The sequence below is a fragment of the Malonomonas rubra genome, from assembly GCF_003247215.1.
GTDB lineage: Bacteria > Desulfobacterota > Desulfuromonadia > Desulfuromonadales > Geopsychrobacteraceae > Malonomonas > Malonomonas rubra_A.
Window position 1 is genome coordinate 1 of sequence record NZ_QKAP01000094.1, and the last position, 13,997, is coordinate 13,997.

The 13,997-nt window shown below is 49.5% G+C and carries 16 protein-coding genes; 5 read left to right on the top strand and 11 right to left on the bottom strand.

The genetic code is table 11. The features are described from left to right. Nucleotides 1–209: 209 nt before the first annotated feature. Nucleotides 210–680, bottom strand: coding sequence for an RT0821/Lpp0805 family surface protein (locus Q7J88_RS10110; protein WP_303722064.1), 471 nt, complete (start codon nucleotides 678–680; stop codon nucleotides 210–212). A 56-nt stretch (nucleotides 681–736) separates the two neighbouring features. Then, nucleotides 737–1,156, bottom strand: a complete 420-nt coding sequence (locus tag Q7J88_RS10115; RefSeq protein ID WP_303722065.1) for a hypothetical protein — start codon at nucleotides 1,154–1,156, stop codon at nucleotides 737–739. Between the two features lie 145 nt (nucleotides 1,157–1,301). Here Q7J88_RS10115 and Q7J88_RS10120 point away from each other — a divergent pair, with 145 nt between their 5' ends. The 5 genes from Q7J88_RS10120 (at nucleotide 1,302) to Q7J88_RS10140 (ending at nucleotide 4,941) form a co-directional block, all read left to right on the top strand. Continuing rightward, entirely contained in the window at nucleotides 1,302–1,877 is a 576-nt protein-coding gene (locus Q7J88_RS10120; protein WP_303722066.1) for a sigma-70 family RNA polymerase sigma factor, read from the top strand. Between the two features lie 123 nt (nucleotides 1,878–2,000). Next, the gene (locus Q7J88_RS10125; protein ID WP_303722067.1) at nucleotides 2,001–2,633 is read left to right on the top strand and encodes an anti-sigma factor; all 633 of its coding nucleotides are present in this window, start codon (nucleotides 2,001–2,003) and stop codon (nucleotides 2,631–2,633) included. A gap of 145 nt (nucleotides 2,634–2,778) precedes the next feature. Beyond that, on the top strand, nucleotides 2,779–3,297 hold the full coding sequence (locus Q7J88_RS10130) for a TrmH family RNA methyltransferase (protein ID WP_303722068.1): 519 nt from the start codon (nucleotides 2,779–2,781) through the stop codon (nucleotides 3,295–3,297). A 354-nt stretch (nucleotides 3,298–3,651) separates the two neighbouring features. Continuing rightward, the gene (locus Q7J88_RS10135) at nucleotides 3,652–4,152 is read left to right on the top strand and encodes a cytochrome P460 family protein (RefSeq protein ID WP_303722069.1); all 501 of its coding nucleotides are present in this window, start codon (nucleotides 3,652–3,654) and stop codon (nucleotides 4,150–4,152) included. 522 nt (nucleotides 4,153–4,674) lie between these two features. Beyond that, nucleotides 4,675–4,941, top strand: a complete 267-nt coding sequence (locus Q7J88_RS10140) for a hypothetical protein (protein WP_303722070.1) — start codon at nucleotides 4,675–4,677, stop codon at nucleotides 4,939–4,941. A 267-nt stretch (nucleotides 4,942–5,208) separates the two neighbouring features. Here Q7J88_RS10140 and Q7J88_RS10145 read toward each other — a convergent pair whose 3' ends face one another. From Q7J88_RS10145 to Q7J88_RS10185, 9 genes are all read right to left on the bottom strand, one after another. After that, nucleotides 5,209–5,709: a hypothetical protein gene (locus Q7J88_RS10145; RefSeq protein ID WP_303722071.1), complete on the bottom strand. Its 501-nt coding sequence runs from the start codon at nucleotides 5,707–5,709 to the stop codon at nucleotides 5,209–5,211. A gap of 850 nt (nucleotides 5,710–6,559) precedes the next feature. Beyond that, on the bottom strand, nucleotides 6,560–7,267 hold the full coding sequence (locus Q7J88_RS10150; RefSeq protein WP_303722072.1) for a YkgJ family cysteine cluster protein: 708 nt from the start codon (nucleotides 7,265–7,267) through the stop codon (nucleotides 6,560–6,562). Then, the gene (locus Q7J88_RS10155) at nucleotides 7,267–8,223 is read right to left on the bottom strand and encodes a D-2-hydroxyacid dehydrogenase (protein WP_303722073.1); all 957 of its coding nucleotides are present in this window, start codon (nucleotides 8,221–8,223) and stop codon (nucleotides 7,267–7,269) included. Before Q7J88_RS10155 ends, Q7J88_RS10150 begins: the two co-directional genes overlap by 1 nt. 61 nt (nucleotides 8,224–8,284) lie before the next feature. Further along, complete coding sequence (locus Q7J88_RS10160; RefSeq protein WP_303722074.1) at nucleotides 8,285–8,986, bottom strand: GGDEF domain-containing protein; 702 nt, start codon at nucleotides 8,984–8,986, stop codon at nucleotides 8,285–8,287. A gap of 96 nt (nucleotides 8,987–9,082) precedes the next feature. Then, nucleotides 9,083–9,511: a DUF2141 domain-containing protein gene (locus Q7J88_RS10165; RefSeq protein WP_303722075.1), complete on the bottom strand. Its 429-nt coding sequence runs from the start codon at nucleotides 9,509–9,511 to the stop codon at nucleotides 9,083–9,085. A gap of 46 nt (nucleotides 9,512–9,557) precedes the next feature. Further along, nucleotides 9,558–9,995 (bottom strand): DUF4019 domain-containing protein, encoded by a 438-nt coding sequence (locus tag Q7J88_RS10170; RefSeq protein WP_303722076.1) that lies wholly within the window; start codon nucleotides 9,993–9,995, stop codon nucleotides 9,558–9,560. An 84-nt stretch (nucleotides 9,996–10,079) separates the two neighbouring features. Further along, nucleotides 10,080–10,679: a bifunctional 2-polyprenyl-6-hydroxyphenol methylase/3-demethylubiquinol 3-O-methyltransferase UbiG gene (locus Q7J88_RS10175; RefSeq protein ID WP_303722077.1), complete on the bottom strand. Its 600-nt coding sequence runs from the start codon at nucleotides 10,677–10,679 to the stop codon at nucleotides 10,080–10,082. Between the two features lie 3 nt (nucleotides 10,680–10,682). Further along, nucleotides 10,683–13,052, bottom strand: coding sequence for a U32 family peptidase (locus tag Q7J88_RS10180; RefSeq protein WP_303722078.1), 2,370 nt, complete (start codon nucleotides 13,050–13,052; stop codon nucleotides 10,683–10,685). A gap of 11 nt (nucleotides 13,053–13,063) precedes the next feature. After that, nucleotides 13,064–13,801 (bottom strand): DsbC family protein, encoded by a 738-nt coding sequence (locus tag Q7J88_RS10185; RefSeq protein ID WP_303722079.1) that lies wholly within the window; start codon nucleotides 13,799–13,801, stop codon nucleotides 13,064–13,066. Nucleotides 13,802–13,997 lie beyond the last annotated feature (196 nt).

Sequence of the window (13,997 nt, forward strand, 5' to 3'; positions counted from 1 at the left end):
GTTTGAGGAGCTGGGACTGTTTGATCTGAGCAGAATGGAAACGGGTTATCTGCCTCAGAACTATTGAGAGAAGAATGAACAGGAGCCGTGTACGAGGCCCGTACGCACGGTTCTGTGAGAGGGATGAGGTGAGTTCATTCTCACATCACCCTACTCGATTTTAACCCTCCCCGCGTATACACAGGACTTTGGCCAGCGGTGTGTCGATATCAATTTTGAATTATCCAACTGCCATCCGGTTGACGACAGGCTGTGCCATAGGCTTCCTGTTTTTTACCTGAGATTGAGACCACTTGCTGATACTCGCGACAATATTGACCATCCCCTTTTTGAAAAGTACCCGTCGGTGTCATCGAGCCGCTGTTGCCAGAATCAGGATTGTTCCAGTAAGTTGTTTCATGGCTGGGGGTATATTCCAGAGAATATTGGGCGTTTTGCCCCATTGCGATGCGGTCTGCCCGGTCCAGAGAACGGCCAATTTCCTGTCCGAACAGTGCCCCGGCCAAAGCACCTATCGCAATTGCCGCAATGTTCCCCTGCCCTTTTCCGATATTAGAGCCAAGAATTGCTCCTGCAGTCGCTCCGAGCAGAGCTCCGGTTCCTTCTTTGGGGCCGTAGTACTGGGTGCAACCACCAATCAACAGAATTATGATGAGCCATAGCGTCAAATTTTTTCTCATGGTTGACTCCTTTTCGTTGGATCTAAGCGTCGCAAAATTAGCCCGGTTACACGTCGTCATTTGAGCGGGAAGTTGTCAGGATCGATGATGTACCAAGCTTCTCTTGCGGCTTGCCCCTTAAGGTCCCCAGCCTCCTCATCTTTGAAAAAGTAGTAGAGTGGATAGCCTCTGAAACTGGTCTGTTTGAGTCCGTCCTCCCTGACAATGGTGGTGAAATCTTCTGTCGGAACTCCCTCTGGGGGTACAATTTTATCGCGGTAGTAAATCGGCCATTTTTCCAAGCAACTCCCACCACAAGCACTGACTCCTGGGGAATCCTTGGTAAACCAGTAAAGTGGCATGCCATCGTTATCTGAAAGATATTTTCCAAGCGTAGGGTCATTGCGGATTTTAACCGTATTATGAGTGGCGGAAGCGACTGTTGCGATACCAAGCGCCAGGGTTAATGTTAAAATGATGAAGGCTAGGCGTTTCATGGCGATCTCCTTTTGGCTATGGAGTACGGGGCTCTGCGATTTTGCAAGAATGCAGTTGTGCTTATCAAAGTATACGTAGAATTTTTTGGATCGGATGTCGATGGTGAGATTTTTTTCTTTGTTGTATTTGCAGCAGAGCCATTTTTTGTCCGCAGCAGATGATGGGCAAGAGTCGGATGCGACCCTTCTCGAGCAAATTTCTTTGCGGAACGAAGATGCTTTCGAGGTTCTCTATGATCGCTACAACGGGCTGATATATAGCTTGTCATTGCAGATTCTTGATGATCCTGGTTTGGCCGAGGAAAACACCCTAGATGCGTTCAATCAACTCTGGCAGCGGGCACGTGATTATCATCCTGCCAAAGCTGCGGTGAAGACTTGGTTGGTCTGCATTACCAGAAACCGGGCGATCGATGTTTTGCGAAGGAGAAGTAGTCGCCTAGATTGTAACCCTGCTCTTTGGGTCGATGGCGTGTTGGATAAACTTCCAGACCACAGAAATCCGGAAAGTGAAACGGTTCAGCTGGATATCTCTCTGAAGGTACGAGCGGTCCTAAGGCTCTTGCCGGAAGAACAACAAATCGTGCTATTTCTAGCTTATTTTAAGGGGTTCTCCCATCGCCAGATTGCCGAGCAGCTTCGACTGCCTCTGGGAACCGTTAAGGGACGGATACGCATGGCGATGTTGACCTTACGGGAAAAATTTGCGGAGAGTTTCTGACATCCATTTGCCAGGCAATTACGTACATAGGAATAATAGGTGGAAAACATGCTAGAGAACCATCCGACAGAATCGTTGCCGGCATATTCCTTGGGCTGTCTAGAACGGGATGACGCTGAACAGGTGAAAACACATCTGCTGCATTGTGTGACGTGTCAGTCTGAGCTTAAAGTGTTTGAAGAAGTCAGTGCCCTGCTGGGGTATACTGCTTCCCAAATTGTTCCTCGCAAAACCCTCAAAAAGAAGCTGTTGGCCATCGTTGGGTCTCGTAAGAGCTATCTATGGTTTGAAACACTTTTTGATCGCTGGCCTCGCTTGGTTCCAGCCATTTCTCTCGCCGCTATTGTGCTTGTGGTCGTTCTAGGCAGCACTAGCGCGATGTTTTGGTTGCAGAAAAGTGATACAAAGCAACTGGAAAAACTGGCAGGTAAGCCGCTGGTTTTTATGCAGGGCACCGAAAGTATGCCGACCGCAGCAGGTAGACTGATTGCCGAAAGAATGGCCTCAACGGGGCTTCTGCTGGTTACAGCGCTACGCCCATTGGGAGAGTCCCTGCAATACCAGCTTTGGTTGATTCGTGATGGGCAGCGGACCAGTGGGGCGGTTTTTTCAGTGGATGAGCATGGGATGGCAGCAATCCTGGTATCATCGACACAACCGCTGGGCAGTTATGATGGTTTTGGAATCACCATCGAGCCCTATGGCGGCAGTCCGGGGCCGACCGGGAAAAAAGTTCTTGGGGTTAAGAACATCTAGGAGAATTTTAAATCGTAATAGTGGTGGTCACGACCAAGAGAGATATTCAGGCTGCCAGGAGTAGACTCTTTATGTCATGTAAAATATTTTTGTGCGACTCCTTTTGGGGGGCTAGCCAGAGAAGAACGCAGAAAGATAATAATGAGTGAATCGCTACGAACGTAATGCCCAGCTGCGCTACGAAAAAGAACGCCGGAAAAACATCCTTGCTAAACCGGGAATTAATGACTTTGTTTTGGTGCTTGACCATTTAAAGCCTGGTTTTAACGTGCCAAAAATCTTCCGCAGTGCCGAAGCCTTTGGTGCCACAGCGGTTCATTTAATTGGGATTGGACCTTTTGATCCAGCTCCAGCGAAAGGATCTTTTAGGAAAGTCCCTGCAGTTTTCCACGACATGTTTGATAGTTGCTATCGGCAATTGGTAGATAGTGGCTATGTCCTCTACAGGCTAGATCCAAAAACTAAGAACAGCTTGTGCAAATTTGAACTCCCTAAAAAAAGTGCTTTTATCTTTGGTCATGAAGAGTTTGGATTTAGTTTTACTCAATCAGAATATCCTTCTATTGTCCCTTTGAGCATCCCCCAATTTGGAAGCGTACAAAGCCTTAACGTGAGTATCGCATCATCGGTGGTAATGTTTGAGTACGTTCGTCAGCACATGTAATTTCAACAACGGTAACAACAAAAAACTCTTGATTGCATATTTTGAGGATACTGAAAATGCCTGTTGTCCACTGTTATACTTATAGATTGTCAAAGAGCAAAAAAAATCTTCTCGGGAGGATATGGGCTGCTCCTGGCTAGTTTTTCAACGGCCTGTTAAAGCTAGTAACGCTATTTATACAGCCCTTCGAAGCTGGTAAACAAGGAGAGCATAGTGAGCTAAACGGTCTTTGATTTGGTACAGGTCTGCTTTTTCCGAAAAGTCAGGTGCGCAATTAAGGCAAGGAGTTTTTTGATAAATCCCAAAATTAAGCTATAAAGTTATAGAAACAAGAATCCTAGGAGGAGATCTATTATGAAAAAATGGTTAGCTTTCTTTTTCCTGATTGCCTTTCAATTGGGTACAGTTAATGCGAGCGAAACAGTTCCTTCCTCTCCCAACGGAATAGACTTTCCTTCAGATTACAAAAATTGGGAACTTGTCAGTTCTTCACATCGAATTGACAACAATACATTACGGGTCATAACAGGCAATGACATAGCAATCAAATCGGCGAGATCTAAGCAAACAAATCCATGGCCTGACGGAACTATACTTGCCAAAATAGTTTGGAAACAGGTCACCCTTCCTAGCTGGGAAAAAGCCATTGTTCCAGGCGAATTTGTTCAGGTCGAATTTATGGTCAAAGACTCTAAGAAGTACACCCAAACTGGCGGATGGGGATTTGCTCGCTGGAAAGGAGAAGGTCTTCAGCCTTATGGAGAAGATGCCTCTTTTGTCTTTGAATGTTTCGGTTGCCACACCCCGGTAAAAGACAACGACTACATATTTACGCACCCATCCATTCTTCCATAGCTAGATTTGTTTCTATGTAATTAATGGCTTCGTGACATCTTGGAAGGTGGGCGAGTGGGCTACGGTTGCCGGTAAGGACGCAGAAAACCATATTGTTCCTTAAACGCTACGTCTACACGAACTGAACTAGCTAAACGGACATTATTGAGGCTCAAATATTGTAACAAAAATAGTTTCCGCAAGCAGATGGCAAATATTGGTGAAAACAAGCTATAATTAATTTTTAGAGATTAAGTCTGAGAAATTTCTGGTAAGAATTTGGGAGGGGAGGGCAATGAGATGGGGTAGAAAATAGGATCTTCGAAAAGATTGATCAAGATGATTTTATCGCCAAAACCAAGCGATGCTATGATCGCTACGGCATGCCTCCGATTAAATACAGGGACAACAAGTCCGGAATCACTCTAGACTCAGGTGAGATACTTGAACTGGCGCTAAGGCTGGGGTTGATCCAGAAACATTGAGAGGCGTGTCTTTTTTCTTGATTGAACTCCAACAGTCCTAAGGGGAAGGAAGTTAATTATGGGAAAATATTTAATACTCAGTGTAGCTTTAGGATTCGCACTTTCTACTATCTTGGTAACTGATGTGTTTGCGACAGAAGATGGTGCAACAATTCTAGAAGCCCGCTGTTCGGTTTGCCACTCCTCAGAAAGAGCAAAATCTAAACAGAAGACACCGGAACAATGGGAAGCGACTGTATCCCGTATGATGGCGAAAGGCGCACAACTTACGCAGGAAGAAAAGCAAATTCTTTTAGACTATCTAAGCAAGACTTACAAGCCATAGGTTCCGATAAGGAAAGTTTTCCGCCTGTAGAGAATCGAAAGCGGCGTCAGGAATGACCCGCTTTCGGTTTTTTGGGGGACTGTAAAGGATTTTGATGTAATGGCCACAGTCGGTTACAACCCGTAACCATACATGGACGCTTCACTTGTTACCAGATATTCAATGCATTTGATGATTTTGAGCAAGTTATGATTGCCGCCATACCTCCTGATTTTATGTGATTTCGCCCCCTTTCCTTGACTGGATTTTGAGGCAGTTAGAGAGGATTTATTGGCTTTCGATTTCGTTCAGCTTGATACGAGCCTGTTCATTATCCGGGTTCTCTTTGATTTCCAAAATTAGTTCATCAATGGCCTTATTTTTCATTCCCTTGCGGTAATATTCCATGGCCTGATGATAATGAGCGGAGGTCGTTTCTTTCTCTTTGTTTCTGGCTGTAATGTATTTCTTATGGGCTTCAGTATTGGCTGGATCGATTTTAATGGCCATCTGATAAAAGAAAATGGCATCGTCCATTTCCCCTTTGTTGAAGTAAGTATCGCCGACTTTCAAGGCATCCGTTGAATCTTCGATTTTCCATTCTTTCATCCGGTCCCGTTCACGTTGCTGAAGTTCGAAATCAAAATCCTTCATTTTATTTACTTCATCGGCAACGCCGGTTCGATCATGCTTGAAAATGATATTGGTGTCCTCACCGGCAACCGGACCGGCAACCAGACCAATCATCAATATACCGATAATCAGCGGGAACGTGTTTTTAGGTTTCATTAGTGCCTCCAATATCTTGAGCCAATTTCAAACTCAATCGAGTAATCAGCAGGGCTCCATTTGCTAGATTGGAAGAGACCATTTCACCGCTTAACAAAAACAATTTGAACTTATGAGACAAAATTTGACGTCGGCTGTTCACTTTATTCCACAACATTCCACCACCGTCTCAGTAAGAACAAAAGTTTCCTCGAATAAAAGATCAGCAGCTAATAGTCCCTAAAGCTCGTTTGTATCGATTGGTACCACACTCAGTCGATAAAATATGTCATTGTGCTGTCCGAGTTCTCGAAACTTGTGACATTTAGTAAATAACCGCCCCCATTTAGTCCCTTAATAATCCACTATAACAATGATTTTAGCAAATACCCTCTATTGTGGATAGAGAGGGCACCCTGAATGGACGTTTTTCGTTAAAAACCGCACTCTATCAATCTGCTATCTCTTTTTTATATAGGGTTTTTCGTAATTAATCTTTCGTCCGGAAAGAAAGAAGCGAACTTCTAGCGGGCGTGTTTTTCGACAATCACACCCTTTTAATCTCGTATCTTACTGTTATTTGCGCCTTTTTCGTGATTGGCCCTCAAGGGGAAAGGGGGGCGGCCTTGTCTCCGGACGTGTGACATAAAAGCCCCAATTTTAATTGAGGCTTCGCCGTTGTACTATATTTTTTTGGTCCTATCTCTCCTGATTACCGAGATGTGGATATTTCGGTACATAGTGGCAAACCCGTTCGGTAAGCTACCGAACGCAAAGCATTATTCATTTAATTGAACGGTATACCTTTTAGAGTTTATCCCTCTATGTAGCGTCTTCGGATGTCATGTATGAGCATTTGCGGCAGAGAGTGTTAACTTTCGCGCAGCTGTAGCAAAAAGGGCAGATCCAACCCCTGCTCTTTCAAAAAACGTCGCGTTTGCCCATACCCCCCTTTGATCACCTCAGATAGTCGATGTTCAGTTTCAAGCCAAACCTGATAGAGCAGATTTCCGCTTATAGAGAATCCGTAGCTATCGCGCATACGACTTAAACTCAGCGATTCATACTCCAGTCCGAGTTCTTGAGAAGCCGCCAGGTAGTGGGTGGGAAAGGCGACGATCTGCCGATCAAGGCTGCTGAGAAAGGCTTCTTTTTCCTGCGGATGCAGCTCGGCAAAGTCGACCGCGCACCAGTTGCTGTTTCGGGTGGAGAGGAGCGAACGGCAGGAGAAGGGGCGCTGTGGATAAATGCTGCAACGGCCCTCTTTGTCGAGAAACGAACAACCTCCGAGCCGGTTGCGAAACAGGCGCAGGAACAATTTCAGGTTTTCCGCCTGCCGACAGATTTGGTGCAATGTCGGTAACTTGTCTGCAAGGTATTGGCGTTGTTCGGACGTAAGAGATTGCGCAATGGCTGCCGCCTCAGGAAAGCTGCAGTTAACCGATAAAGAGCAGCAGTTGCTGCATCCTTTGGCGCAATAAATAGTTGTTCGGCTATCTATTGTACAGATCGTGACGAGCTGTTGATCCATGTTTTGCCGAGAGGTTTCCAGCTCGGCAAGCATTTTCTCCCAGGCCATCAGCTGACCCGGTTCTGCGGCTCTCCATCCTGAAACGCCTTGATGTTGGCGATGGCGATATTGAGCAGGCGTTGGCGGGCTTCGGCAGTCGCCCATGCGATGTGCGGGGTAATAAAGGTGTTTGGCGCGCTTAGCAGCGGATTGTCCTCCTCTGGGGGTTCGCTGGAAAGGACGTCGGCCGCGAAACCGCCAAGATATCCTTCGTTCAACGCTTCTACAACCGCTTCTTCATCGACCAGATCACCCCGGCCGGTATTAATCAGCAACGTTCCCTGTTTGACGCGCATTAGCCGAGCGGTATTGACCAGGTTTCTGGTTTCGTTGGTTAACGGGCAATTGAGGCTGATGATGTCGCATTCGTTAAATAGGGTGTCGATGTCGACGAATTCCAACTCTTTATCGGTTTTGTACTTATCGGGGTTGGCGGTATTTACCATCACCTTCATGCCGAAGGCATTAGCGATCCTAGCAACCTGGCGACCGATCTGACCGTAACCGACGATGCCGAAAACACGACCGGCCAGTTCGAACAGGGGACGATCAAAAAAACTGAAGTCCTCACAGGCCGACCAGCGCCCCTGTTTGACCAGCTGGGCGTGGTGTCCGACCTGTTGCGACATTTCCAGCAGCAGCGCGAAAACCATCTGACCGACTGAAGCGGTGCTATAGCCGGGAATGTTTGTGACGACAATATCTCTTTGTTTCGCTGCGTCGAGGTCGATGACATTATAGCCGGTGGCAAGTACGCCGATGTATTTAAGCTTCGGCAGGCTGGCGATGGTCTGTGCGTCGAGAACGACTTTATTGGTCAGGATGATTTCGGCGCTCGCCGCCCGTTCAATGACTTCTTCGGGAGTTGTGCGCGGATAGACCGCATAGGTACCGAGTTCTTTGAGCGAAGACCAATCCAGATCTCCGGGGTTCAGGGTATGACCATCGAGTACTACAATATCCATAACGGACTCCTTGACGTTACGCAGCAGCAGCCGGCCCTACTCGGCTGTTTCGCCCTGGTCTTTACGGGCGCCTCTGCCGAACAGGTTGAGAAGCGCATTTTTTTTCGCCCCGGCTGACGATTTCGACTGGCGGCAGTTTCGTATGACGGACTTGGTTCCGTCCTTTCTGCTTGGCTTGGTAAAGATAATGATCAGCGCGTTGAACCAGTTCTTCTGGTGATGTCTGTTCGCCAAAACGGTAGCTGTCGATGCCGAGGCTGACGGTGAGAGGTAATAGCTGTTCGCCCATCAGCAGAGGGGTTTCTGCGATGATCTGGCGGAGCCGTTCGGCGACCAGTACACTGGCTGATAATTCGGTGTTCGGCAGAATGATGGCAAACTCTTCGCCGCCGTAGCGACAGGGGATGTCGAGCCGCCGCACCGTCCGTTGTAACAGCTTGGCGATATGCACCAGTGCCTGATTGCCGATCTCATGCCCCCAGCTGTCATTGACGTTTTTGAAATGATCGATGTCGAGCATGATCAGGGTGGTTGGTTGACCACTTCGCTGGGTCCGTTCCATTTCATGCACCAGGGCTTTGCGGAAGGTCCTATAATTAGCCAACCCGGTCAGCTGATCAGTGGGTACCAACTGCGACAGTTCCGTCAGCGATTGGCTAATTTCGACCAGCTGCTCAATGATGGCACAATCGCTTTTGCCGTTGGGACAAACGGGTAGAGAAGTCGGTTGTTCGTCCGGTGAGGACGTGGAATCAGCTGTCATCCTGAATTCTTAAAGTCCTATTGTGGTTAACGGAAATATCGACCAATTATACACAGATACCGCGAGCAAGTCTCTGTTTTCCAGTTCTATCTTTTATCAGTAACGCATCTGGATCGAAATCGTTGTTTCAGGGCTGCTTAGAGAGAAGCGGGCGTCTATAAAGTCGGGATGGCCGAAACCGAACTGATTGTTCGAGACGCCGACTCCTTCCTTCGGTCGCGGGTAGGGCAGCCAGCGCATGTCGAATTTGCCGTTGCCGTTTTCATCGTGATGAACTTCAATGGCGTAATCATCAGCGTAGGGAAGCTTTTCGAAGCGCAATTCGAGCTGCTCGGCAGTAGCGGGCAGCTGTTTCAGCTCAAAGGCGTTTTTCAGCTTCGGCCAACCGGATTCGCCTCGAAACAGGGCAACCCTTAAGATGCCACCAGCCTGTGTATTGATGCTGCTGATTGCAACTCTTAGAATCCCTTCCTGTTGCGGTTCCGCATTAACTGGGGAACAAGCAGCAAAAAGGAAGCAGATCACCAAAAGGCCCGGAAGAATTATGGCTAAAAAAGAAACGGTCTTCATCTCACTGAATAAAATAGCCGACGACACGCCAGCGATTGTCTTTACCCTGAATAACCGTGACCACCTCTTCCACCTCCTTGAGTTTGAATTGACTGCTGTATTTAAGCAGGATCAATTCGCTGTCCGGAAATTCTTCAGTGGCGGCTGTCTTGCTGGCATCTTCAAGGGAGCGGCTGTCGAGTTCGCCAATGGTTTTGCGATCTTTGGCCAGTTTACTTTTCCAGTCGGGCAAAGGAATCTTTTTCTGTAGGTATGGTGCGACTATTTGCCAGCTGTCATCGTATCTGCCTGCATCGACCATCTGGAGAAATTCCAACGCCGCATTGTTTGTAGCGTCAACTGTATTTTTGTCCGGCTTATTCATGTACCAGGGAACAAAGAGAATTGCCAACACCGACAGAACGCAAATCGCGTGAATACGATATCGCCAAGCAAACATATTAACCTCCGAGTTTAAATCATTCGATAAATATCAGCTATTTACTATAGGCAGGAATGAGACACAGGGCAATCCGAAGAAGCTTCATGGTTTCTCTGCGACGATCTGGACGATCGCGCCAATGCCGGTGTGCAGCTGGCCTTCCAATACTTCACGCTCCAACTCCTCCGCATACAGCATCTTCAGCCCTTGCAGTTCGTGCTGCAGTTGTTTAAGGCTCATCAGTTTTTCCAAGGTCGGCGGGCCGCCGGTGCCGTAGGAGAGTTGTTCCGGGCGGTATGCTTCCAAAATCAGCTTGCCGCCGGGACGCAGGCCGGCGACGACCTTGCGGTGCAGCTCGGGCCGGATAGCTCCGTCGACATGACAATAGATGGAGATGATGCTGTCCCAGCTTTCGGCATCGATGGCATACTCGCCTAGGTCGGCAACCTGCGTCGTAATCGTGATGCCGCGCTGCCGGGCAAGCTGCTCGGCTTTTCTCAATCCGACCCCCGAGGCATCGACGGCGGTCACTTGGTGGCCTAGCTGGGCTAGGTAGACCGCGTTGCGCCCTTCCCCTTCCGCAAGGCAGAGGCATTTCCCCAGCGTCAGCTGCTCGGCGCGGCTGCGCAGAAAGTCGTTTGCTTCGGTCCCATACTGATACTCTTGCGTCGCGTAACGCTCATCCCATTGCGTCGGTTTCATCTGCTATTCCATCCCCATCAGATAATTGAATTTGCTGGTTTCGGGCGGGTCGACACCACGGCGAACTGCGTCGAGCACCTTCTTTCCGGCCCAGCTGAATGGACCTAGGTGCGACAGGTCGATAATGAAATTGTGACAACCGAAGCTTTGCAGCTCCGGTAGGTTGGCGATAAAGGAAAAATCGGTTTCACTGCTGAGCCAGGTAAGCCCCTGGCGATGCTGGACCCGGTAGGCATCGTCCCGATCGGAGTGCACAGGATGGTCGGAACGCACATTCCTGATGGCTATCCGCGAAGTGAGTAGCGGTACGCTGGCATATGCGGTCAGCGCGGTCGGCACCGGCAACTGCCGGCTGAGCAGCTCGGCCAAATTTTCGCGGTCATCTTCGATATAGAGTTCCGCCTCACTGATCCCCAGTTCGGCCCAGGCGCTGATCGCCTGGCTGTTCAGTGAAAAGAGCCGGAAGCTGCTGAACAGCTGCAGAGCCTTCTGACCATCGAACAACGGAAAATGGCCCAAGTTGTTCAGACGGAACTTGCTGAAGCCGGCCTGGATCAGCTGCTTGATGGCGTTGCGGGTGTCGCTCCAGTCTTGATCGAAGAGGATAAAGGGGATATCCCAGATTACCTGATCACTACGACGCACAAGTTTAACGGCAGCCTGCAGGTTCTGTCCGGTTAAGGGGATCAGGATCTGGTCGATCAGCTGATCCTGAAGAATTCGCTGGTCGCGAGCGTCGCGCAGTTGCAGCCGGAGTTTTCGTTGTCCGCTCTGTGGCGCTCCTTTCGACAACAGCGCGTCACGGGCCGCTTGCAGGTGTTGCTGTCTGAGCTGTTGTTTCTGTGGCTGTCGCAGCTGGCGTAAGCCGGAGTAGAGGTCGCGACGCACCTGCTTGAGCTGTTTCGGCGGAATGACAATTTCCGGTAGTTTGCCACAACGGAGCGACCCGAGGCGGAACGGTTCGTCGGCGGTAATGGAAAACACCTGTTGCAGAGTCGCCTGGTCAAGGGCGCGAGATTCGGCTGGATAGCTGTCAACGTTGTATTGGAAACGCTCGGTCTGTCCGGCTACGGCCGCTTCAATCTGCAGTTGACTGGTTGTGGCCTCAATCAGCAGGTCGACCTTTTCAGCGACCGGCTTTACGTTGCTCAACTTGCGCCGACAGGCGGCATCACTCATGTTAAAAGCGGAGCTAGAAGAGACCATGAAGACAGCATCGCCAACTTTGAACTGGTTATGGAAGGGCGATGGAACGTTGACGAAGCTGCCGGTCGGGACCTGCTTGACACTCCGCTTGCCGAGCGTCAACTGGCGAACGGTAAAGGCGGTACCCGCTTTGTCGCTGGCGGGTTGAATGCGCAGCCGGTCGCCGATATGTAGCCCGGCCTTGGTCTTGAAACTTATCTCCCCACCACGCACCTTGGCCACCTCGCCGAGGTAGCGTCCGGTCGCCCCTTTGACCGAGGGAATGGCAATGTCGTTTGGCTGGCCTCCCGTCAAAAAACCTTTGGTGGGCTGTCTTCCGAAGCTTTCTTTCAGCAACTGCTTGGCTTCTTTAAGTACTTTCTGCCGTTGTTCCGGGGGTGTGTCAAGTGCCTGACGATAAGCGCCGACCACCTTGTGCACGTATTCGGCGCTCTTCATCCGTCCTTCGATCTTCAGGCTGCAGATGCCAGCTTTTTCGAGTTCCGGAAGCATGTCGATGGCGGAAAGATCATTGGTGGAAAAATAGTAGCCCTGCTGCTGCCGGTAGCGATGGCGGCGCCGACAGGGCTGGGCGCAGCGGCCTCGGTTGCCGCTTTTGCCACCGAGGAAGGAGGAGAAATAACACTGTCCGGAAAAAGAGAAGCAGAGGGCTCCGTGAATGAAGTGTTCCAGCTCCAGGGTAGTGTTACGTCTGATTTCGGCGATCTCCGCCAGACTCAGTTCACGGGCCAGCACTCCGCGGGTAAAACCCATCCTCTCGAGCATCTTCACTCCGGCGCTGTTATGCACAGTCATCTGGGTCGAGGCATGCAATTCCAGGCCGGGGAAGTGATCGCGAGCCAGCTTCCAGACAGCCAGATCCTGCAGGATCACCGCGTCGACGCCTATCTGCTCCAAGGCGCCGAGGGTATCGATCAGTTGTGGCAGCTCGGTCTCCTTGACCAGGGTATTGAGAGTGACATAGAGCCGTTTGTTTTGCTGCTGCAGGTAGTTGGTCAGCTTTTGGACCTCGGCGAGGGTAAAGTTTTTCGCCTTGGCGCGGGCGGAAAACTCCTTCAGGCCAGTATAGACCGCGTCGGCACCGGCTTCAACAGCGGCAAAAAAAGCCTCGAAGCTGCCCGCCGGAGCGAGCAGTTCGGGGCGTTGAAATGATTTTTTTGAACTCATTCAGATCTTTCTTATTGTTTTTCTGCCGGACCCTGATCAAGCATCTCTTCTAATTTTTCCAGATTGGTCCCGGAAATATACTTACCATTGATCCAGTACTGGGGAGTGCTGTGGATACCTATGCTGCGGGCAATCTCCCGGTGGGTGTCGAGCATACCGTTGTCTTTAAACTCGGGGAGTGGTTGCTTATCGTATGCGCCACTGAAAACATCTTCGTAGGCTCCCTCCTGGTCTTCTGACGAGAGGATAAACCTTGCTTTGGCCTCTGCCTGCGGATGAATCCGCTCGAGCGGATAAAGGAAGATGTAGCGGGTGACATCCTCCCGGCCCGAGAAAAAGGCAGAGCCGTCGCGGCAGAACGGGCAGTCAGGATCAGATACCTCGACCACCTGGTTGGGGCCGTCACCAATCTTGATCGCTTTGTCGAGTGGTAACAGCGCCAGTTTCTCGGTCATCATTCGCGCTTGGCTTTCGCGTGTCAGATTCTTCCCTTGGCTGTTCCACAACTCACCGGCAAAAATGTGACCGCTGCGTGGTGCAAAGTAGAGAATTTCATTTTTCTGTGTGACTATTTCGTAAACCCCTTCTACTGGGGTTTCATGAACCTGCTGCAGCGGTATGTTGGGAAAGGTCATCCGCAAAGCACTGGCAACAGATTTTAGCTGATCATTTGTGTCAACCGGTGCTGCGCAGGCGGCTAGAGGTGAATAGAGGAACAAAATTAGCAGCGAAAAAACAAGTCGAGACATTCTTCAATACTCCTGTAGGTAAGTTCTGAGTGAACTTCCCAAGCATACCTCAGCTGCGTCTCAGGTAAAAGAGGAGAAAGCGAGGCAGATGCTTGCTGGCGAAGTAGATTTGTGATATTTAATGGTTTTGCTTTTCAATTACGTCATTTGCTAAAAAAATCAACGCTCTGCATTCGTAAATTAACGCAACGGGAGT